At 73.2% G+C, this 21,133-nt stretch carries 16 protein-coding genes and 1 riboswitch; of the genes, 7 read left to right on the forward strand and 9 right to left on the reverse strand.

What is annotated here, in order from left to right; translation table 11 throughout:
* Positions 1–136: 136 nt before the first annotated feature.
* The 4 genes from D5H75_RS34670 (at position 137) to D5H75_RS34685 (ending at position 3,162) form a co-directional block, all read left to right on the forward strand.
* Positions 137–970 (forward strand): undecaprenyl-diphosphate phosphatase, encoded by an 834-nt coding sequence (locus D5H75_RS34670; protein WP_119930830.1) that lies wholly within the window; start codon positions 137–139, stop codon positions 968–970.
* 128 nt (positions 971–1,098) lie between these two features.
* Positions 1,099–2,025, forward strand: a complete 927-nt coding sequence (locus D5H75_RS34675; RefSeq protein ID WP_119930831.1) for an NADP-dependent oxidoreductase — start codon at positions 1,099–1,101, stop codon at positions 2,023–2,025.
* A 15-nt stretch (positions 2,026–2,040) separates the two neighbouring features.
* Positions 2,041–2,691 (forward strand): NAD(P)H-binding protein, encoded by a 651-nt coding sequence (locus D5H75_RS34680; protein ID WP_119930832.1) that lies wholly within the window; start codon positions 2,041–2,043, stop codon positions 2,689–2,691.
* A gap of 57 nt (positions 2,692–2,748) precedes the next feature.
* The gene (locus D5H75_RS34685; RefSeq protein ID WP_119930833.1) at positions 2,749–3,162 is read left to right on the forward strand and encodes a DUF2795 domain-containing protein; all 414 of its coding nucleotides are present in this window, start codon (positions 2,749–2,751) and stop codon (positions 3,160–3,162) included.
* A 105-nt stretch (positions 3,163–3,267) separates the two neighbouring features.
* On the opposite strand, the gene D5H75_RS34690 is transcribed toward D5H75_RS34685, so the two are convergent.
* From D5H75_RS34690 to D5H75_RS34710, 5 genes are all read right to left on the reverse strand, one after another.
* Entirely contained in the window at positions 3,268–4,341 is a 1,074-nt protein-coding gene (locus D5H75_RS34690) for a baeRF2 domain-containing protein (protein WP_119930834.1), read from the reverse strand.
* 89 nt (positions 4,342–4,430) lie between these two features.
* Entirely contained in the window at positions 4,431–7,058 is a 2,628-nt protein-coding gene (locus tag D5H75_RS34695; protein WP_242454684.1) for a lysylphosphatidylglycerol synthase transmembrane domain-containing protein, read from the reverse strand.
* 53 nt (positions 7,059–7,111) lie between these two features.
* Complete coding sequence (locus D5H75_RS34700) at positions 7,112–8,107, reverse strand: ribonucleotide-diphosphate reductase subunit beta (RefSeq protein WP_119930835.1); 996 nt, start codon at positions 8,105–8,107, stop codon at positions 7,112–7,114.
* 226 nt (positions 8,108–8,333) lie between these two features.
* Positions 8,334–10,556: a ribonucleoside-diphosphate reductase subunit alpha gene (locus D5H75_RS34705; RefSeq protein ID WP_119930836.1), complete on the reverse strand. Its 2,223-nt coding sequence runs from the start codon at positions 10,554–10,556 to the stop codon at positions 8,334–8,336.
* 82 nt (positions 10,557–10,638) lie between these two features.
* Positions 10,639–10,889: riboswitch (cobalamin riboswitch) on the reverse strand.
* A gap of 65 nt (positions 10,890–10,954) precedes the next feature.
* Entirely contained in the window at positions 10,955–12,202 is a 1,248-nt protein-coding gene (locus D5H75_RS34710) for a cytochrome P450 (protein ID WP_119930837.1), read from the reverse strand.
* A gap of 310 nt (positions 12,203–12,512) precedes the next feature.
* Here D5H75_RS34710 and D5H75_RS34715 point away from each other — a divergent pair, with 310 nt between their 5' ends.
* Positions 12,513–13,016 carry a DinB family protein gene (locus D5H75_RS34715; protein WP_119930838.1) on the forward strand — a complete coding sequence of 168 codons (504 nt, stop codon included), beginning with the start codon at positions 12,513–12,515 and terminating at the stop codon, positions 13,014–13,016.
* Here D5H75_RS34715 and D5H75_RS34720 read toward each other — a convergent pair.
* Positions 13,013–13,591 (reverse strand): MarR family winged helix-turn-helix transcriptional regulator, encoded by a 579-nt coding sequence (locus D5H75_RS34720; RefSeq protein WP_119930839.1) that lies wholly within the window; start codon positions 13,589–13,591, stop codon positions 13,013–13,015. The genes D5H75_RS34715 and D5H75_RS34720 overlap by 4 nt on opposite strands.
* A gap of 84 nt (positions 13,592–13,675) precedes the next feature.
* Between D5H75_RS34720 and D5H75_RS34725 the strand changes: the two genes are divergently transcribed.
* Positions 13,676–15,241, forward strand: a complete 1,566-nt coding sequence (locus D5H75_RS34725) for an MDR family MFS transporter (protein WP_119930840.1) — start codon at positions 13,676–13,678, stop codon at positions 15,239–15,241.
* Positions 15,242–15,302: 61 nt separating this feature from the next.
* Here D5H75_RS34725 and D5H75_RS34730 read toward each other — a convergent pair whose 3' ends face one another.
* Together D5H75_RS34730 and pepN are read right to left on the reverse strand one after the other, a co-directional pair.
* Positions 15,303–16,298, reverse strand: a complete 996-nt coding sequence (locus tag D5H75_RS34730) for a hypothetical protein (protein WP_242454685.1) — start codon at positions 16,296–16,298, stop codon at positions 15,303–15,305.
* Between the two features lie 8 nt (positions 16,299–16,306).
* On the reverse strand, positions 16,307–18,856 hold the full coding sequence (gene pepN, locus D5H75_RS34735; RefSeq protein WP_119930841.1) for an aminopeptidase N: 2,550 nt from the start codon (positions 18,854–18,856) through the stop codon (positions 16,307–16,309).
* Between the two features lie 210 nt (positions 18,857–19,066).
* Between pepN and D5H75_RS34740 the strand changes: the two genes are divergently transcribed.
* Complete coding sequence (locus D5H75_RS34740; RefSeq protein WP_119930842.1) at positions 19,067–19,687, forward strand: mycothiol-dependent nitroreductase Rv2466c family protein; 621 nt, start codon at positions 19,067–19,069, stop codon at positions 19,685–19,687.
* Positions 19,688–19,718: 31 nt separating this feature from the next.
* On the opposite strand, the gene D5H75_RS34745 is transcribed toward D5H75_RS34740, so the two are convergent.
* Complete coding sequence (locus D5H75_RS34745; protein WP_119930843.1) at positions 19,719–21,074, reverse strand: MFS transporter; 1,356 nt, start codon at positions 21,072–21,074, stop codon at positions 19,719–19,721.
* Positions 21,075–21,133: the final 59 nt, after the last annotated feature.

A 21,133-nucleotide genomic window follows, 5' to 3' on the forward strand; every position in this document is an offset into this window, starting at 1 on the left:
CCTCCGCGACCCGGTAGCGTTTACCGGGCCCTCGCGGGCCGAGTGCCGACCAGACCGGGCCCGAGGCGTCGGGCCCGGGACAGCCGGGCCCCGGGACGGATCGGGGCCGGCACCAGACCGGGTTCAAGGAGGTGGCGTGAGCGAGATCGGTGTGTGGGAAGCCGTCATTCTCGGGATCGTGGAGGGAGTGACCGAGTTCCTGCCCGTCTCCTCGACAGGCCATCTCAAGATCGCCGAGGGGTTGATGGGCATCCCCGTGGACAGCCGCTCGGTGATCGCGTTCACCGCCGTCATCCAGGTCGGGGCCATCGCCGCCGTGCTGGTGTACTTCTTCTCCGACATCGTGCGGCTCGTGTCGGCCTGGTTCCGCGGGCTCCTCAACCGCGAGGAGCGGGGCCGGGACTACCAGTTCGCCTGGTGGGTGATCTACGCCACGATCCCGCTGGTGGCCGTGGGCTTCCTGCTCAAGAGCCTGATCACCGGACCGCTCAGCTCGCTGTGGGTGGTCGCGGCCTCGCTGATCATCGGCAGTGGCCTGATGTGGTCGGCCGAGCGCGCGGCCACGCTCAAGCGCGGCGAGGGCGACATCGGCCTGCGCGACGCCCTGATCGTCGGCTCCTCCCAGATCCTGGCGCTGCTCTTCCCGGGCTTCTCGCGGTCGGGCGCGACCATGTCGACCGGCCTGTTCCTGGGGCTGGACCGGGTGGCGGCCACCCGCCTGTCGTTCTTCCTGTCGATCCCCGGCCTCACCGGCGCCGGGATCTACGAGCTCAAGGACGCCATCGGCGGCACGATCGGGCTGCTCCCGCTCATCGTGGGCACGGTCGTGTCCTTCGTGGTCGCCTACGCCTCGGTCGCCTGGCTGCTGCGCTTCGTGTCCAAGCACTCCTTCCACGGCTTCGCCGTCTACCGCGTGGTCGTCGGCGTCGCGCTCTACGGCCTCCTCGCCTTCGGCGTGCTCCAGGCCTGACCCGGGCGCCGCGCCGGGCCGGCTCCGCGGGCGGCGGGACGTTTCCGCAGGTCGCGATGCCGTCAAGGGTCCGCGGTGAGGGCTTTGCGGAAGGACTGAATCACCGGTTTCGGGCAATACCGGAGACCATGAGAGCGATCGTCATGGACCGGTACGGCGGGCCCGAGGTGCTGCGGATGGCCGACGAGCCCGAGCCCCGGGTCGGCCCCGACTCGGTGCTGGTGCGGGTACGCGCGGCCGGGGTGAACCCGGTGGACTGGAAGGCCCGTGAGGGATACCTGGACCCCGCGCTGGACGTGCAGTTCCCCGTGATCCCCGGCTGGGACATGGCCGGGGTCGTGGAGCGCGCGGGCGCGGCCGTCACCGAGTACGCGCCCGGCGACGAGGTGATCGGGTACGTCCGCAAGGACTGGCTGAGCCGCGGCACCTACGCCGAGTACGTCGCCGCGCCCATCCGCACCCTGGCCCGCAAGCCGCCCCGCCTGTCCTGGGCCGAGGCCGCGAGCCTGCCGCTGGCCGGGCTCACCGCCTACCAGTCGCTGGTGTCGGCGCTGCGCGTCGGCCGCGACGACGTCCTGCTCGTCCACGCGGCGGCCGGTGGCGTGGGCGCGTTCGCCGTACAGCTCGCGCGGGCCCTGGGGGCGCGCGTGATCGGCACGGCCAGCGTGCAGAACCACGACTTCCTGCGCGGCCTGGGCGCCGATCCGGTGGAGTACGGCGAGGGCCTGGCGGACCGGGTCCGCGCCCTCGCGCCCGAGGGGGTCACCGCGATCCTGGACCTGATCGGCGGGGACGCCCTCGCGGTCACGCCGCACGTGCTCGCCCCGGGCGGGCGCGTCGCCTCGATCGTGGACGCGTCCGTGCGGGAGCTGGGCGGCCGCTACGTCTACGTGCGGCCCGACGCCGACGACCTGGACGCGCTGGCCCGGCTGGTCCAGCAGGGCGAGGTGAACGTGCACGTGGCGCGGACGTTCCCGCTGGAGGACGCCGCCGAGGCGCAGCTCCTGAACGCGGGCGGGCACACGCGCGGCAAGATAGTCCTGGAGATCGGCTGAGGACGGGAGGACGCCGTGCGGGTGGTCATCGCGGGCGGGCACGGGAAGATCGCGCTGCGGCTGGAGCGCCTGCTCGCCGCGCGGGGCGACGAGCCCGTGGGGATCGTCCGGAACCCCGGTCATCTGGCCGACCTGTCCCGGGGCGTCGTGTGCGACCTGGAGTCGGCGACGACGGCCGAGGTGGCGGCGCTGCTGGAGGGCGCCGGCGCGGTGGTGTTCGCGGCCGGGGCGGGCCCGGGCAGCGGCGTCCCGCGCAAGGACACCGTGGACCGGGGCGCGTCCGTGCTGCTGGCCGACGCCTGCGAGCTGGCCGGGGTGCGCCGGTTCGTGCAGGTCTCCGCGATGGGCGTGGACGGGCCCCCGCGCGAGGGGACGGACGAGGTCTTCGCCGCCTACCTGCGCGCCAAGGCCGCCGCCGAGGAGGACCTGCGCTCGCGCGACCTGGACTGGACGATCCTGCGCCCGGGCCGCCTCACCGACGCGCCCGGCACCGGCCGGGTCGCGCTCGCCCCGCCACCGCTCGGCCGGGGCGAGGTGACGCGCGACGACGTGGCCGCGGTCCTCCTCGCGCTGCTCGACGAGCCCGCGACGAGCGGGCTGACGCTCGACCTGCTCAACGGCGACACGCCGGTGTCCCGGGCGGTCAGGGACGTCCTTCCAGGCTGATCCAGGTTTGTCCCGGTCAGGTGGGGTACGCGAGTTCCTGATGAGGAGGGATGCAACATGGATCGTGGGAACGGCAAGCACGGCCCTCGCCTGGACGACAACATGAAGCAGGACACCGAGGGACTCGTCCGCGGCGGTCACAGCACCCACGCCGAGGAGTGGAAGGATCCGGAGCCCATGGACGACTCCGGTGAACGCGGCTTCGGCGCCCCCAACCGCCCGCCGGGCCACGAGCCCGGCTCGCCTCCGGGGATGAGCCGCGACGACGTGGAGCGCCGCAGCAACGTGGCCCGGTACCTCGGCCGCGCGGACTTCCCCGCCGACAAGGAGGGCCTGCTGCGCCATCTGGAGGAGCACAACGCCCCCGACAACATCGCCGCCGCCGTGCGCAAGCTCCCCGACGGCACCTACCACCAGATCAGCGAGGTCGCCGACGCCCTGGGCATCCACCAGGAGAAGCGCCGGACCTGACCCCGCCGACCCGGCGAACACCGAGGAGGCCCGGCGATCCGCCGGGCCTCCTCGCCATGTCGGGCGCGCGTCAGGTCACTGGGCGTCAGGTCACCGGGCGTCAGGTCACTGGGCGGCGTGGATGACGAAGCGGAGGAAGACGCCGACGCCGTCGCGGAAGCGCCGCTCGGACTCCGGGACGAACTCCAGGGAGGCGTCCGAGGCCACCACGGCGCGGACCAGGGCGTCGCCCGCGGGGACCGCCTGCGGGTTCGTGAAGCCCAGCGTGCGGGCCTCCTCCTCGGTCGCGGCGATCATCTGGCCCTCGTCGCCGATCCACAGTTCGCCCTCGGGCTCGCCGTTCACCAGGAGCGTGTCCACCTGGCCGCGCTGGAGGGCGGCGGCGACCGGCTGGAAGCCCTCCACCGGGTGCTTGCCGAACCCGTCCAGGCGTTCGCGCAGGCGCCGCTCGGCCCAGGCGCGGACCGTCTCCTCCACGGCGTTCTCCCACACCGACAGGTCGGCCCCGGCGGCGCGGCTGCCCTCGTAGACCTCGACCGTGCGGTCGAACCACTTGGGCCCCAGGCCCTCCAGCACCATGCGGCGGGCCTGCACGTCGCCGCCGAGCACGATCAGCTCCGCGCCGGCCTTCTCCGCCTCCCGCTCGGCCGTGTGCGCGGCCAGTTCGGCGTTGTTGGCCCAGGTGTTCTCCGTGCTGCGGCCGTAGGCCGACTGCGACCAGCCGCCCTGGCCCGACTGGTGCACCGGCCACTTCTGCCCGTCCACCGTCAGCGGGTTCCGGCCGGTCGCGGCGATGTCGGCCCCCTCGCGGTCCACCAGCACGCGCACGTGGGGCAGCCGCTCGCGGCGCTCCATGAGCAGCGGCATCACCCGGGGCGCGCGGCCGACGTGCTCGATCGGGCGGACGGGGGGCGCGGGCAGGGCCTCGCTGTAGACGACCTTCCCGTCCGCCGCGAACAGCGCGCGGCCGGGGGCCGCCTCCCCGGGATCGGTGACGATCTCCTCCATCGTGCCGAGCAGCGGGCCGTCCACGCCCTGCCGTGCGAGCTCCTCCTTGGCGGCCCGCCACCGCAGCGGAACCTCCTGGATCGCGCGCGCGGTCGCCCGTCCGGTGTCGAGGTAGACCGAGACGTAGGGCGCGGGCCGCTCGTAGATCGGCGCGAGAAAACGAAGATCCATGGTCACTCCCCCCTCAGGAGCGCGCCCTACCCGCATACGGGCAGCTCAACCCCGGCGCCGGGGCGTGGGAGGTGGCGTGGACCGGGCCCTCAGATGGCCTCGCGGCGCTGGAGCCAGGTGAAGCAGGCCCAGCCCGGCAGGACGGGCAGCCAGAACGTCAGGAGGCGGTACAGCAGGACGGCCGAGGTGGCCACGCCCGGACTGACCCCGGCGAGCTGCAGGCCGCCGACCAGCGCGAACTCGACCGCGCCCAGGCCGCCGGGGGTGGGGGCGGCCGAGCCCAGGGCGTTGCCCGTGAGGAAGACGACGGCCACGGCCGCGAAGTCCGGATCGCCGCCGAACGCCCGCACGCAGGCGTCCAGGCAGATCACGAAGGCCACGGTGAGCAGCAGCGTCCCGCCGAACCCCTCGGCGATCTTGGCCGGGGACTGGAGCACGTCCAGCAGCCGGGGCACGACCCCGGAGAACATCGAGGTCAGCCGCTTGGCGACGAACCGGCGCAGCGGCGGCACGACCACCACCACGAGCACCAGCACCGCCGCGATCAGCAGGCCCGCGATCAAGGGCCGGGTCGGCAGGGACGACTCCCTGCTGGCCGTCCCGGTGATGTAGCCGAACCCGAACAGCAGCAGGATGTGGAACGCGAGCCCGGTGAGCTGGGAGGCCCCCACGCTGGTCACGGCGAGCCCGGACGGCACCCCCGCGCGCATCAGGAACCGCGTGTTGATCGCCACCAGGCCCACCGCCGCCGGCGCGACCAGCTTCACGAACGACCCGGCGAGCTGCGCCATCACCGTACGGCCCAGCGGCAGCCGCTCCGGCACGAACCCGCGCAGCATGAACGCGGCGGCCACGTAGCTCACCACGGCGGCGACGAGCGCGATGGCGGTCCACCACCAGTTGGCGGCGGCGAGCGTGCTCCCCAGGTTCACGTGGCTGAGCTGCGACAGCAGGACGTACGCGCCGAAGGCTCCGGCGATGATGCTGATCAGCGTGCGCGGGCGGAACCGCTCCAGGCGCACCGGCTGCTCGGGCGTGCGCTCGGTGGCCGGGCGCAGCGCGAGGATCTGCTCCCGGATGCGGGAGAGCAGGTCCTTGTTCTTGCGCAGCCCCGCGCGGGTCGTGCGGGCGAGGGCGATCGACTGGAGCAGCGGCACGGCGGCCGCGAGGGTGTCCGGGCCGAGCACGTCGGCCGCCGCGCGCACCGCCCGCTCGGGCCCGACCCGCAGCGCCAGCTCGGTGAGGAGCTGCGCGATGTCGATGAGCAGCAGCAGGTCCCCCGCCGCGATCTCCCCCGCCCGCAGGTCCACCAGGCAGACCCGGCTCCCGTCCGGCGGGCCCTCCGCGTCCCCCGCGTCCCCCGCGTCGCGCGCGCTCGCCACGGGGCCGCTCACGGACAGCGCCGAGCCGTCCCCGTTCACGGCGTTCACGGCGCCCGCGCCCTCCGGGGCGCCCGGCCGGAGCCCCTCCGAGACCGCCGGCACGCCGGGCCGGTGCGCGCCGCGGGCGCCGCCGTACCCCTCGACGAGGATGCTCTCGGCGACCAGCCTGCGGTGCGCCAGCCGGGGCGCCTGGAGCCGCTGGACCTCCGTCCAGATGCGGCGCTGCAGGTCGTCGCTGATCTCCTCGTCGGGGATCTCGCTCAGCGGCGTCCCCCCGACGTGCTCGTACGCCAGCACGGCGGCGTCGGTGCCCACCTCGGTGGTGGCGAGCAGGCGCGGCGTGCGCACCCCGGCGGCCACCGCGGCGTACGCCATCAGCGCCTCGCGCTCCAGCTCGCGCCGCAGGGAGCGCACGGTCCGCCGCTGGGTCTCCGCGTTGAGCCGGATGCGCCGCCACAGCCGGTAGAGCAGCCCGGCCACCTGCTGGTCGCGGTCCAGCACCTCGACGTCGGCGAACCGCCCGTCGTCCAGCCGTACGGCGTAGCGCCGGGTCCCGTCGGGCCCGTCCTCGACCCGCCGCGCGCCCACGGCGTGCACGCCGACGCGCTTGAGGGCGGCCATGACCGCGCTGCCCGGGGGCCGGGTGTTGGGGCTGCCCACGGCGTACAGGACGGCGTAGCCGACGGCGCGGGCGAAGACGTAGGTGGCGATGAGGGCGACGAGCGTGGCGCGCCCGGCGGCGAGCTGGGTGAGGGCGACGAAGCCGATGGCCGCCCACATCACGATCTGCCAGCGCGGTCTGCGGTGCATGCGCACCGCGGTCACGTAGGCGATGATCGAGGCCAGGAAGCTGTTGATCGGCTCGGAGAACCCGCCGGGGACCGGCTGGGTCAGCAGCCGCTGCAGGCTGTTCGCGGTGGACGAGGCGAGCCACTCGTCCGCGGCGTACGACAGCAGGAGCCCGGCCATCGCGGCCAGGATGCCGCCGGTGAGGCGTAATCCGTCGCGTTGCAGCATGCGCTCGACCGCGAACGCGATCGGCACCACGAGCAGCGCGATGCCCGAGACGAAGCTGAGCATGTCGATGAGCGCGGGCGGGGCGGCGTTCTGCCCCTCCTTCACACCCGTCACGACGTCACTCTGCAGCCCGGAGAAGGTGTTGCCGGCGATCCAGGCCAGCAGGAGCACCAGGACGAGCCCGAGCACGCTGAGCAGGAAGCGCAGCGCGTCGGAGGGGCGGCGCAGCCGGCGCGGGAGCGAGGGCTCGACGACGAGGACGGCCCGCTCGTCCGGGCCGCCCTCAGCCGTCTCCTCGTTCTCTCGTTTCACCCTCATCGCCAGCGTGATACTGGCATGTCCACCGCCACGATGACCAACGGCGCGCGGCGTCAGAACGTTTCGTCGAAAGCCACGTTTCCCTCGACCGCCACCTGATAGGCCGATACCCGTCGTTCGAAGAAGTTCGCCAGTTCCTGGACATCTTGCAGTTCCATGAACGGGAACGGATTGGCCGAGCCGTACCTGATCGGCAGGCCGAGACGGCGAAGCCGCTGGTCAGCGACGTACTCAAGGTAGAGGCGCATGTCCTGGGCGCTCATTCCCGGCAGCCCGTCGCCACAGAGGTCATGGGCGAACGCCAGCTCGGCCGCGACCGCCTCCTCCATCATGCGGGTCACGCGCGTGGCCATTTCGTCATCGAAAAGAGATGGTTCCTCCGCGCGTGCGACATCCACCACACTGAACGCGAACTCCATGTGCATGGATTCGTCGCGGAAGACCCAGTTGGTCCCCGTGGCGAGGCCGTCGAGCAGCCCGCGCGAGCGCAGCCAGTACACGTAGGCGAACGCGCCGTAGAAGAACAGCCCCTCGATGCAGGCGGCGAAGCAGATCAGGTTGAGCAGGAACGCCTTGCGGTCCTCGCGCGTGCGCAGCTCGTCCAGGTCGCCGAGCGAGTCGATCCAGCGGAAGCAGAACTCGGCCTTGTCCCGGATGGAGGGGATGTGCTCGACCGCCGCGAACGCCTTGGCCCGCTCGTCGTGGTCGGGCAGGTAGGTGTCCAGCAGCGTCAGGTAGAACTGCACGTGGACGGCCTCCTCGAAGAGCTGCCGGCTCAGGTACAGCCGCGCCTCGGGGGCGTTGACGTGCTTGTAGAGGTTGAGCACCAGATTGTTGGCCACGATCGAGTCGCCGGTGGCGAAGAACGCCACGAGCCGGTTGATCAGGTGCCGCTCCTGGTCGGTCATCGCCGTCAGGTCCGCCAGGTCCGAGTGCAGGTCCACCTCCTCCACCGTCCAGGTGTTCCGGATCGCGGCCCGGTACCGCTCGTAGAAGTCGGGGTACCGCATCGGGCGCAGCGTCAGGTTCATTCCGGGGTCGAGCAGCAAGATCGATGTCCTTTCGTGGTCACGGGAACCCCCAGGCCGCTCCGGGCGCGCCCCCTCGCCGTGATCAGGCGGTTTCGGGCACGGGTGTGCGCGACACGCCTGGCGGGGGCGGGGAGAGGGCCCCGGGGCCGGGGCGGAGGGGAAGAGAGGGAGAGGGGCGCCCGCCCGCCCCGCCGTGCGCCCGGGGAATGCGCGCGGAGGGACGGGCGGCGCCAGGTCCGCCGGCCTACTGGCAGGCTTCGCAGATCTCGGGGTTCTCCAGGGAGCACGCCACGGCGTCGGTGACGGTGAACTCCGGGGACTCCGCAGCTCGCGGGGACTGCGCCGCCTGGGCCGCCGGCTCCGGCCGTACGGCGGGGGCGGCTGCGGCCACGGTGGTCTGGGCGATGCGGGTGGCCGGGCGGGACCTCAGGTAGTAGGTGGTCTTGAGGCCGGCCTTCCAGGCGTAGGCGTACATCGAGGAGAGCTTGCCGATGGTCGGCGTGGCCATGAACAGGTTGAGCGACTGCCCCTGGTCGACGTACGGCTGGCGCGCGGCGGCCAGGTCGATCAGCGCCTTCTGCGGCAGCTCCCACGCCGTCCGGTAGAGCGTCTTCAGCTCCGCGGGGATCGCCGCGATGTGCTGGATCGAGCCCTCGCCGCGCTTGATCTCGTCCCGGATCTCCGGGGTCCACAGGCCGCGCTCGCGCAGGTCGCGCACGAGGTAGCGGTTGACCTGGAGGAACTCCCCGGACAGGGTCTCGCGCTTGAACAGGTTGGACACCTGCGGCTCGATGCACTCGTAGCAGCCGGCGATCGAGGCGATGGTCGCGGTGGGGGCGATCGCCACGATCAGCGAGTTCCGCAGCCCCGTCCGCGCGATCCTCGCCCGCAGCGCGTCCCACTCGGGGCCCTGGCCGGCCGAGTCGTAGTGGTCGACGTGCAGCACCCCGTCCGCGGCCCGCGTCTGGTCGTACGACGGGTGGGCGCCGAACCGCTCGGCCAGGTCGGCCGACTCGGTGAACGCGGCGAGCGCGATCTCCTCGGCGATCCGCGTGGACAGCGTCAGGGCCTCGGGCGAGTCGAACGGCAGCCGGAGCGCGAAGAACACGTCCGCCAGGCCCATCACGCCGAGCCCGACCGGCCGCCACCGGGTGTTCGCCGCGGCGGCCTCCGGCGTCGGGTACATCCCCAGGTCGATCGTGCGGTCCAGGAACCGCACCGCCGTGCGGACGGTCGCGCGCAGCCGGGCGAAGTCCACCCCGCCCGGGCCCAGGTGGGCGGCCAGGTTGACCGAGCCGAGGTTGCACACGGCGGTCTCGCCGTCGCTGGTGACCTCCAGGATCTCGGTGCACAGGTTGGACAGGTGGATCACGTTCTCCGGCCGCGCCGTCTGGTTGGAGGTGCGGTTGGCGGCGTCCTTGAAGGTCATCCAGCCGTTGCCGGTCTGCGCGAGCGTGCGCATCATGCGCCCGTAGAGCTGCCGGGCCGGCACGGTGCGGACGGCCAGCCCGTCCTTCTCCGCGCGGCGGTACGCCTCGGTGAACTCCTCGCCCCACAGGTCCGTCAGCTCGGGCGTCACCTTGGGGTCGAACAGGGACCAGTCCTCGTCGGCCTCGACCCGGCGCATGAACTCGTCGGGGATCCAGTTGGCGAGGTTCAGGTTGTGGGTCCGGCGGGCCTCCTCGCCGGTGTTGTCGCGCAGCTCCAGGAACTCCTCGACGTCGGCGTGCCAGGGCTCCAGGTAGACGCAGGCCGCGCCCTTGCGCCGCCCGCCCTGGTTCACCGCGGCCACGCTCGCGTCCAGGGTGCGCAGCCAGGGCACGATGCCGTTGGAGTGGCCGTTGGTGCCCCGGATGAGGCTGCCGCGGCTGCGCACACGGGTCCAGGAGATCCCGATGCCCCCGGCGTACTTGCTGAGGCGGGCCACCTGGCCGTACCGCTCGTAGATGCCCTCCAGCTCGTCGCGGGGCGAGTCGAGCAGGAAGCAGGAGGAGAGCTGGGGCCGGACCGCGCCGGCGTTGAAGAGCGTGGGCGAGCTGGGCAGGTACGCCAGGCCGGACATGAGCGCGTACAGCTCGGCGGCCTCCGCGGGGCTCTCCGACAGGCCGCAGGCGACGCGGAGCAGGAAGTGCTGGGGCCGTTCCAGGACCTTGCGGGTGACCGGGTGGCGCAGCAGGTACCGGTCGTAGACCGTGCGCAGGCCGAAGTACTCGAACCGGTCGTCGGCCGCGTCGTCGATCATCGCGTCGAGCGTCCCGGCGTGCTCGGCCACGAACTCGGCCGTGCGGTCGGCGAGCAGGCCCTGCTCGTGCGCGATCCGCACCGAGTCCGAGAACCGCTCGACGCCCTGCCCCGCGGCCTCCTCGGCGATCTCCTCGGCCAGCAGGCGCGCGGCGACCTTGGAGTTCTCCGGGTCGGCGAACACCCCGGCGGCGGCGTTCTCGATCATCAGGCGGCGGTCGGTCATGTGCTACTCCCCACGTCATCACGGGCCGCGGGGGAATCAGCGCATGCTGACGCCCGCCCGCGAACCCTCCCTCGAAGCCCTGGACACGCATTCGTCGCAGGCAGGTCTTCGGACTCGCGGGCGCGACGGAGTCCGCGCAGGCTCGCGCGCACCCGTCCCCTACTGGCCGTCGCTTCCCAGGCTCGCGCCCGCCCGGAGGCGCGCGTCGTCGCCCAGTGCTCGATGACGGCGGTCGTTCCCGCTCACCGCTGCGGGGCAGTCCCGGATTCGCACCGGGTTCCCTCTTGCCTCGCCCCTCTGGCGGAGGAGCGAACCAACGACGCGGAGAACACTACATCTAGTGCGCCAGAACGCAACCCACCCCCAGACCTAGGGCGTGTCGCCACTCTGCGTTTCCGTCAGCCACGGAACGTGTACGGCTGGCGCCATACGCCGTTGTCGAAATTGGAGATCAACGGCTCGGGTTCGGCGGTCGCCCGGATACCGGGAAGGCGCGTGAACAACTCGCGGAGCATGACGGCCATTTCCCGCCTCGCCAGGTGAGCGCCCAGGCAGTGGTGGGGGCTGGGACCGCCGAAGCCCACGTGCGGATTGGGCCGCCGCGTGATGTCGAAAACGTCCGGATCGGCGAACACCGACTCGTCCCGGTTGGCCGAGACGTAGAGCAGGGAAACCCGGTCCCCGGCGCGCAAAGGGTGGCCGCGCAGTTCCAGATCGCGGGTGACGCGCCGGCGGAACTGCATGACCGGGGACGAGAACCGGACGATCTCCTCGACCGCCGGGCCGATTCTCGCGTCGAAGTCGGACAGCAGCAGCTCGCGCTGCTCCGGGTGGTCGGTGAACAGTTTCAGGGCGTGCGCCAGCGCGTTCCGCGTCGTCTCGTTCCCGGCGACCAGCAGGAGGGTGAAGAACGAGCCGAGTTCCCTCCCGGAGAGCCGTTCGCCGTCCACGTCCGCGTTCACCAGCGCCGAGACGAGATCGTCCCCGGGCCTATCCCGCCGCTCCTCCCCCAGGCGCGCGACCATGCGCTGAAGTGCGAGGAGGGCGCGCGCGTTGCGGGCCGCCAGGCGCACGGCGCGGACCAGGTCGGCGCGGACGCCGGTGTATTCGGTGGACGCGTCGGCGTGCGCGTGAACGCGCGGGCGCTCGCGCTCCGGAATTCCCATGAGATGACAGATCACCTGAATCGGGAAACGCGCGGCGACCTGGGAGACGAAATCGCCAGGCCCGGCCGCGCGGACCTCGTCCACGATCGCGGCGGCGGTTTCGGCGAGGTGCGCGTCGAGCCGGGCGAGCGTTTTCGGGCTGAACGCGCGGGAGACGATTCGGCGCAGCCGGGCGTGCCGCGGATCGTCCAGGTTGACCATCGAGTCGCCGAAGACCCGGCGGGTCCAGGGCGGCGGCTCGGGGCTGGTCACGGCGGGCTCGCTGCTGAACGAGGCGGCGTCGCGGCTCGCCTCCACCACGTCCGCGTGCCGGACGAGCGCGTGGAAGCCCCTCCCCGGCCGCAGGAACGGCACCCGGCGCTCGGGGAAGAAGACGGGCCGGTCCAGGTCGCGCAGCGCCCGGAACGCCTCCAGCCGCTCGTGTGGGGGCCGCCGCCAGAACGCGAGGTCCGCCAGGTCGATCCCGTCGAGGTCCGCCACTCCCCGATTGTGCGGCCCGCCCCGCCGATCGGCCAGGGCCGTCCCGCGCCCGGCCGCGAACCGGCCGCCCTGCGCGTCCGCCCCGGCACCCGATCCGCGGCGTTCCGCCCCCTTGCCGTGCCCGTGCCCGGCCGCGTCCGCCCCGGCACCCGATCCGCGCCGGGCGTCGCGCCGTACGGCCGGGCGTCGCGCCGTACGGCCGGGCGTCGCGCCGTACGGCCGGGCGTCGCGCCGTACGGGCAGGACGGGCTCGCCGCACGGGCGGGCGGCTCACTGGCACGACCGGGGCGGAGCGGGCAGGATGGGGCAGATGACCACCGAGATCAACGATCCACAGTTCGTCGCCGGCGAGCGCACGGCGCTGCGCCAGTGGCTCGACTACCACCGCGCCGTGCTGGCGCGCAAGTGCGAGGGGCTGACCGACGAGCAGCTCCGCCTCCGCGCGGTCGAGCCGTCCTCGCTGTCCCTGCTCGGCCTCGTGCGGCACATGGCGCTCGTGGAGACGAGCTGGTTCCAGAACAGGTTCGCCGGCGGGGACGTGCCGCTGCCCTACATCTCGGACGGCAACCCCGACGGCGAGTTCGACGACGTGGACGGCGCCGACGTGGTGGAGGCGTTCACGCGGTGGCGGGAGGCGTGCGACAGGTCCCGTGAGATCGAGGCCGCCGCCAAGTCCCTGGACGAGACGGGCGTCGTGCGCGGAGAGTCCGTGGACCTGCGCTGGATCATGATCCACATGATCGAGGAGTACGCCCGGCACAACGGGCACGCCGACTTCCTGCGCGAGCGCATCGACGGCAGGACCGGCGACTAGGCCGTGCCCTCCCCGGCGCGGTCCTCCCCCGCGCGCTCCTCCGCGGCGCGGCCCTCCGCCGCGCGGTGCTCCCGCGTCACCTCGTCGACGACCTTCCCGATCTTGGTGTAGTCGGGCGGGTTCTTCGCGCTCGCGTCCGCGAACCGGGCGAACAGGCGCGCGAACTCCGCCCGCTCCCCCTCGTCCCAGTCGGCCATCAGCCGCTGAAGGTGCTCACGGCGCAGCTTGACCAGGCGTTCGATCACCTTGGCGCCCAGCTCGGTCTCCACCAGGCGCACCCGGCGGGCGTCCACCCGCGAGGGCTCGCGCTCGACGAAGCCGGCGGCGATGGCCTCGTGCACGAGCCGGCTGGCGGTCGAGGGGTCCACGTCCAGCCGCTCGGCCACCGCCCCGACCGTGATCTCCTCCGGCGACGTCTCGGCCAGCGCCCGCACGGCGTACGTCACGGTGATGTGCGAGAGGTGGACCGGGCGCTGCGCGTCCCCGGCCCTGGCCCTGGTGGGCTTGGCCCACATCCTGCGCAACCGGAACAGCGCCGCGTCGATCTGGGCGGCGATCCGGTTCTCGTCCTGCATGGGGCCAGCCTACCAGTCGATATGTGTGCAATACATATGTAAGATACAGGTAAAAATCGCGCCGCTCCGCCCTGAGGGGGACCCGTGACCCAGCCGCCGACCGCCGCCGAGGCTCCACCGGCCAGAGAGGAGGAGCTGAGCCACCGCCAGGTGCTCGTCATCCTGTCCGGCCTGCTCCTGGGCATGCTGCTCGCCGCGCTCGACCAGACCATCGTCTCCACGGCCCTGGTCAAGATCGTCGGCGACCTCGGCGGCCTCGACCAGATCTCCTGGGTCGTCACCGCCTACCTGCTGGCCTCGACCGTCGTCACACCGATCTACGGCAAGCTGGGCGACCTGCTCGGACGGCGGCCGGTCTACATCTTCGTGATCGCGCTGTTCCTGCTCGGCTCGGTGCTGTGCGGGTTCGCCGCGAACATGACCCAGCTCATCGCGTTCCGCGCCGTCCAGGGACTGGGCGGCGGCGGGCTCATGGTCGTCGCCATGACGATCGTCGCCGACGTGGTCAGCCCCCGCGACCGGGGCCGCTACCAGGGCTACTTCGGGGCCGTCTTCGCGATCTCGTCCATCGCCGGGCCGCTCATCGGCGGCTTCCTCACCGACCACGCCTCGTGGAAGTGGATCTTCTGGATCAACCTGCCGCTCGGCCTGGCCGCGCTCGCCGTCGTGGTGGTCGCGCTGAGGCTGCCCAAGCGCCCCCGCGCCGCGGTCCGGATCGACTGGCCCGGCGCGGTCCTGCTCAGCGGTTCGATCACCTGCGTCGTGCTCGTCACGAGCTGGGGCGGCACCCCCGACCACCCGTGGGGCTCCCCCACGATCATCTGGCTCTCGGTCGCCGCGGTCGTCCTGGGCGCCGCCTTCGCGGCCGTCGAGCTGCGCGCCGCCGAGCCGCTGCTGCCGCTGCGGCTGTTCCGCGACCGCACGTTCTCGCTGTCGTCCGGGATCAGCTTCGTGACCGGCTTCGCGATGTTCGGCGGGATCTCGTTCATCCCGGTGTTCCTGCAGCTCGTCTCGGGCGCCAGCGCCACCAACTCGGGCCTGCTGCTGCTGCCGTTCATGGCCGGCGTGCTGACCGCCTCGATGGGGTCGGGCCGGCTCATCACCCGCACCGGCCGCTACAAGGTCTTCCCGGTCCTCGGCACCGCGATCGCGAGCGGCGGCATGGCGCTGCTGGGCACCATGGACGTGGGCACGACCAAGCTCGTCTCCGGCCTCTACATGGTGGTGCTCGGCGTCGGCATCGGCCTGGTCATGCAGGTCACCGTGCTCGCCGTGCAGAACACCGCGCCGCTGCGGGACCTGGGCGTGGCGACCTCCACGGTGACCTTCACGCGCTTCCTCGGCGCGTCCGTCGGCGTCGCCGTCTTCGGCGCGATCTTCAACAACCGGCTCGCGGCCGACCTCGCCGAACGGATCCCCGGGTCCGCCGCCGGCGCGGTGCCGTCGGGGGGCCGGCTGACCCGCGAGGCGATCGACGGGCTCCCCGCCCCGCTGCGCGACGGCGTCCTCTCGGCGCTGGCCGACTCCCTCACCACGGTCTACCTGTGGGCCGTCCCGCCCCTGCTGGTCTCCTTCGCCCTGGCCCTCCTCCTGCGCGAGGTCCCCCTCCGCGACCACGGCGGCCTCACCGCCCCCCGCCCCGCCGAATAGCCCGTACGGCACGGCGCCCGCCGCGGCGCCGTACGCCGGGGCGGGCCGGCCGCGCGGTGAGCTAGGCGGGCAGGGCCGCGGCGATGTGGCCGGCGACGTCGGCCAGGAGCGTGGAGGGCACGATCGGGGTCGCCGCCACGGCGGAGACCAGCGCGGGCAGCCCGGGCAGCGGGTAGGAGTCCTCGGTCGCGGCGGCCCGGCCGACGCGGGTGCGGGACAGGACCTCGCGGGTGTGGGCCCAGGCCTCCAGCACCTCCTCCGGGGAGGGCACGCCGAAGCCGTGCCCGACCGGGGCGGCGTGGCGGAGCCGTACCAGCGCGCTGTCGCCGAAGGACAGGGCCACCCGGCACCGCTCGCCCAGCGAGGCGCGGGAGTCGCCGAGCCAGGCCACGGCCGCGCAGGGGCGGCGGCACACCCCCGCGCAGACCGCGAGCGCGTGCGCGACGTGGCTGTGCTGCCGGTCGAGGTAGGCCCGCCAGCCCGGCGGGGGCTCGGCCGCGACCCGCAGGGTGCGCTCGGCCGCCGACTGCTGGCTGCGGTTGTGGGCGCACTCGCGGTCGCCCACGGCGCCGAAACGGCTGCCCGGGCCGGCGAACCCGGCCGGCCAGCGCGCCGGGTCGCCCGCGTGGCCGAGCACGGTCTCCCAGGCCAGCAGGGGGAGGTACTCGGCGGCGATGTGCAGCGCGGAGATCACCGCGCTCATCTCACGCCGCCGCCACCGCGCCTCGATCACCTCCAGCAGCAGCGCGTAGACCGGCCGCAGGGAGGCGAGCGCGCCCCGGGGCCGCTCGCGGGCGGTCTGCGGCACGTGGCAGGCCGCCGCGCGGGCCACCAGGTCGCGCGGGACCGCCGAGGCCCGGGGCACGGCGGCCCCGAAGTCCTCGGCGTCCAGGTCGAGCAGGCGCTGCCCGAACACGCACAGCGCCCGCACCCGGTCGTCGTCCACGAGCTCGGCCAGGTCCCCGAAAGCGTACCTGCGGGCGAGGGCGGCCAGGATGGCCCCGCACCCGGGGCCGTCCGCCCGGCCGCCCGCCGGACCTCCGGCTAAGTCGCTCACCGGGCCGCTCACAGTGCGACGCTGCGGTCCTTCTCCTGCGCCCGCAGAGCCCGGCGGATGCCGTCGGAGCCCTCCAGCAGCAGGCGGCGCAGCGCGGCGGACGGGGCCGCCTGGGCGATGTACGACTCGGTCATCTCGATCGTGTCGGTGGAGATGCGCAGCGCCGGGTAGAGGCCGACCGCGAAGTTCTGCGCGGTGTCGGAGGTCCAGCCGGTCCAGACCTCGCCGACGGTCTCGAAGAACTTGGCGGCGTACGGCTCCAGCAGGTCCCGGTGGGCCGGGTCCATGAAGCCGCCGACCGTGGACCGGAAGGTCGCGCCGGTCAGCTCGCCCTTGGTGGTGAGCTTGCGCCACGTCTCGGCCTTGGCCTCGGCCGTGGGGATCGCCGCGCGGCAGGAGGCGGCGGACCGCTCGCCGCTGGCGGTGCGGTCGCGCTCCAGCTCGGCGTCGATCTCGGCCTCACCCGCCCTGCCGCCGGACACGAGCCCGTGCAGGAGGGTCCAGCGCAGGTCGGCGTCCACGGTCAGGCCCGGAAGCGTCCGGGAGCCGTCGAGCAGGCCCGCCAGGAACGCCAGGTCGTCGTCCGAGGAGGCGACCGCCGCGAAGGCGTTGACGAACGCGAGCTGGTGGTCGGAGCCGGGCTCGGCCTCCTCGACCAGCGAGCGCAGCGCGGTGGCCAGCTCGGCCAGGCCGGTCTCCCGCCAGGCCGGGTCGGCGTACTGCTGGACGGCCAGGCGGGCCTGGCGCAGCACGGTCTGCAGCACCGTGATGTCCTTGACCGAGCCGATGCCCGAGGTGACGAGCCGGACGTAGTCGCGGGTGGCCATCTCGGCGTCGCGGGCCATGTCCCAGGCCGCCGACCAGCACAGCGCGCGCGGCAGCGACTCGGTGAACTCGGCGATGCCGCCGGAGACGAGCGTCTGGAGCGAGCGCTCGTCGAGCCGGACCTTGGCGTAGGTGAGGTCGTCGTCGTTGATCAGCACGAGGTCCGGCTGCCGCTGGCCGGCCAGCTCCTCCACGCTCGTCCGCGCGCCGATGACGTCCAGCTCGACGCGGGAGCGCCGCACGAGGCCGGCGTCGGTGCGGTCGTAGAGGCCGATCGCGACGCGGTGCGAGCGGAGCGTGGGGTACTCGGCCGGGGCCTCCTGCAGGACCGCGAACGAGGTGAAGTTCCCCTCGGCGTCCACCTCGAAGTCCGGGCGCAGCGTGTTGACCCAGGAGGTCTCCAGCCACTCCTTGGACCAGGCCGACAGGTCGCGGCCGGAGGTCTCCTCCAGCGCCGTGAGCAGGTCGCCGAGCGAGGTGTTCTGCCAGGCGTGCCGGTCGAAGTAGTCGCGGACCCCGGCGAGGAAGTTCTCCAGGCCGACGTACGCGACGAGCTGCTTCAGGACGGAGGCGCCCTTGGCGTACGTGATGCCGTCGAAGTTGACCTCGACCGCCTTGATGTCGGGGATGTCGGCGGCGATCGGGTGGGTGGACGGGAGCTGGTCCTGCCGGTAGGCCCAGGCCTTCTCGACGTTGGCGAAGGTGGTCCACGCGCCCTGGCCCCAGCGGGTGGCCTCGGCCTGGCACAGCACGGACATGTACGTCGCGAACGACTCGTTCAGCCACAGGTCGTCCCACCAGCGCATGGTGACCAGGTCGCCGAACCACATGTGGGCCATCTCGTGCAGGATGGTCTCCGCGCGGCGCTCCACCACGGCGTCGGTCACGCGCGAGCGGAAGACGTAGTCCTCCAGGAACGTCACGCACCCGGCGTTCTCCATCGCGCCCGCGTTGAACTCCGGCACGAAGAGCTGGTCGTACTTCCCGAACGGGTAGCGCCGCCCGAAGACCCGGTGGAAGAAGTCGAAGCCCTGGCGGGTGACCTCGAAGATGTTGTCGGCGTCGAGGTGCTCGGCCAGCGACCTGCGGCAGTAGACGCCCAGCGGGATGCCGTCGTGCTCGGAGGTCACCTTGTGGTACGGCCCGGCGCACAGCGCGGTGATGTAGGTGGAGATGCGCGGCGTGGCCGGGAAGTGCCAGCGCGCCACGCCCTCGCGGACCGGCTCGCGCTCGACGTCCGGAGCGGAGTTGGAGACCGCCTCCCAGTGGTCGGGGGCGACCACGGTCAGCTCGAACTCCGCCTTCAGGTCGGGCTGGTCGAAGCAGGGGTACATCCGGTGGGCGTCGGCGGTCTCGAACTGGCTGTGCAGGTAGACCTCGCCGTCGACCGGGTCCACGAACCGGTGCAGGCCCTCGCCCGTGCGCATGTAGGAGGCCGCGCCGGCGACGCGCAGCTCGTTCGTCTCCTCCAGCGGCCCCACCGGGAGCCGGCCGGTCGCGCGGTCGTAGGAGGCCGGGTCGAGCGCGACGCCGTTCAGCGTCACCTCGCGCACCTGGGCGTCGGCGAACTCCACGAACGTGTGGGCGCCCGGCTCGTGGCAGGTGAACCGGATGAGCGTCACGCAGTCGAACGTCTCGTCACCGGTGGTCAGGTCGAGCTCCACCGCGTAGGAGTCGACGTTCAGCAGCCGGGCACGTTCCCGGGCCTCGTCGCGCGTCAGGTTGCCAGCCACATCAAGCTCCTCGTCGAACAGTCGTGGTCCTCCGATCCTCCCACGCGGCGCCGGCGATCGCCGTCAGCCCCCGCGCGCGCCTCGCCACAAGATCGTCCAAAGGCCGCGAGAGGATGGGAAAGGATCTCGGGGGTGAGTCGGGAACAAGTCTGTCCTGCTCCCGGTTTCCGATCGTTCGACATGTCGAGAAATCTTTGACAGGGAGCCGTCGTGGCAGATCGTACGCCAGTTGACTTCTGGTTCGACCCCTTTTGCCCGTGGGCCTGGCTGACCTCGCGCTGGCTGATCGAGGTCGCGGCCGTCCGCGACATCGAGCCCCGGTGGCACGTGATGAGCCTGTACTTCCTCAACAAGGACCGCGACATCCCCGGCTGGTACCGCGAGCTCGTCAACCAGTCGATCGGGCCGGTCCGCGTCGTCGCCGCCGCCGAGGCCGCGCACGGGCCGCAGGTGCTCGGCCGCCTCTACACCGAGATGGGCGAGCGGTTCCACGTCCAGGGCCGCCGCAAGGACGGCGGCCCGATCGAGCCGATCGTGGCCGAGGCCCTGGAGGCGGCGGGGCTGGACGCCGGGCTCGTCGCGGCGATGGGCGACGAGGGGTACGACGAGGCCGTCCGGCGCTCCCACGACGACGCGATGTCCCGGGTCGGCGAGGACGTCGGCACGCCGGTGATCTCCGTGAACGGGGCGTCCTTCTTCGGCCCGGTCGTCACCCCCGCCCCCAAGGGCGAGGCCGCCGGGCGGCTGTGGGACGGGGTGGTCCTGGTCGCGGGCACCGACGGCTTCTTCGAGCTCAAGCGCACCCGGGACCGCGACCCGATCTTCGACTGACATCCCGGTCCGGGGGGGCGGGACCGTGCGGTCACTTCGCCTCGGAGGCCGCCCCGGTCCCGCCCCGCGCCGCCGGCCCGCCCGCCGCCCCCGGCCCGGCGCCGGGGCGGGGGCCGGAGCCGGGCTCGGGCTCGGGCCCGGGCACGTCGCGCAGCAGCCGGATCGGGGAGGTCACCAGGATCGCGAACGGCACCGCGAACAGCACCGCGGCGAGCACGAGGGCCGTCCGCGTGCCGAAGGCCGTCGCGATCCCCCCGAACGCGACGGCCACGAACGGCCGCGGCCCCTGGGCGACCCACCGGGAGATCGAGGTCACCCGGCCCAGCAGGCGCGGCGGGCACAGGAGCTGCCGCAGCGTACGGCTCGCGCCGACGTAGGTGAACTCGCCGAACAGCGCGACCAGGTACCCCGCGGTGACGACGACCTGCCCGCCCACGCCCGGCCCGACGAGCAGGGTCGGCAGCAGGTCCAGCACGTAGAAGGGGGCGGCGGCCAGCAGCACGGCCGGCATCCCGAACCGCCGCCCGAGTCCCCCGAGGTCGAACCCGCCGGCGATCACGCCGAGCGCCGAGAGCCCCTGGCTGAGCCCCACGACGTACGCGGGCCAGCGCAGCTCCTCCACGACGTGCACGACCCAGATCGACCAGGACGCGGCGATGCCGGCGTTCACGAACGCGTCGGCGAGGAACAGCGGCCGCAGCAGCCGGTGGCGGAAGACCACGCGCAGCCCCTCGGCGATCTCGGCGCGGAACCCGGCGGCCCGCTCGCGCGCCCGCCCGGGCGGCCGGCCCGCGGCGGGCGGGGGCTCCCGGTGCCTGATGGCGCCGAGGAAGCCCGCGGCGAGCAGGTAGGAGACCGCGTCCACGCCGACGGTCCAGGCCGCGCCGATCCAGGCGACCAGGGCGCCGGCCGCGCTCTGCCCGGCGACGTAGGCGAACCCGTCCGAGGCGCCGAGCTTGCCGTTGGCGTCCGCGAGCCGTTCGCGGGGCACCAGGGACGGCAGGTAGCTCCCGTACGCGGTGTCGAAGAAGACGCCCAGCAGCGCCACGGTGAAGGCCGCGGCGAGGAGGTGGGAGAACGTGAGCGCCCCGAACGCCCCGGCGATCGGGACGGTGGAGAGCGCGAGCCCCTGCAGCAGCCCGGCCGTCAGCATGATCGGCCTGCGGCGGCAGCGGTCCACGACGGCCCCGGCCGGCAGCGCGGCCAGCAGGTACGGCACATGGCCGGCCGCCGCGACCAGGCTCACCTGGAACGGCGTGGCCCCGACCGACAGCGCGAGCAGCGGCACCGCGATGAGGCTGACATGCGTGCCCAGGAGGTTGACCGACTGGGCCGACCAGAGCAGCAGGAAGTCCCGCCGCCCCCACAACGAACGCGTCGCCCGCACCGCGACCCTTCCCGCCGGGGTTGCGGCCCATGTCCAGAGTCGTCAGGGACTGCGGCAAA

Origin of the sequence: Bailinhaonella thermotolerans (assembly GCF_003594875.1) — a bacterium.
Taxonomy (GTDB): Bacteria; Actinomycetota; Actinomycetes; order Streptosporangiales; family Streptosporangiaceae; genus Bailinhaonella; species Bailinhaonella thermotolerans.

Bases quoted from the DNA above. Each gene is read 5' to 3' on its own strand.
- D5H75_RS34695 (WP_242454684.1), bottom strand. From the start codon at position 7,058: ATGAGGGTGAAACGAGAGAACGAGGAGACGGCTGAGGGCGGCCCGGAC.
- D5H75_RS34720 (WP_119930839.1), bottom strand. From the start codon at position 13,591: ATGCAGGACGAGAACCGGATCGCCGCCCAGATCGACGCGGCGCTGTTC.
- D5H75_RS34705 (WP_119930836.1), bottom strand. From the start codon at position 10,556: ATGACCGACCGCCGCCTGATGATCGAGAACGCCGCCGCCGGGGTGTTC.
- D5H75_RS34715 (WP_119930838.1), top strand. From the start codon at position 12,513: ATGACCACCGAGATCAACGATCCACAGTTCGTCGCCGGCGAGCGCACG.
- D5H75_RS34690 (WP_119930834.1), bottom strand. From the start codon at position 4,341: ATGGATCTTCGTTTTCTCGCGCCGATCTACGAGCGGCCCGCGCCCTAC.
- D5H75_RS34675 (WP_119930831.1), top strand. From the start codon at position 1,099: ATGAGAGCGATCGTCATGGACCGGTACGGCGGGCCCGAGGTGCTGCGG.
- D5H75_RS34685 (WP_119930833.1), top strand. From the start codon at position 2,749: ATGGATCGTGGGAACGGCAAGCACGGCCCTCGCCTGGACGACAACATG.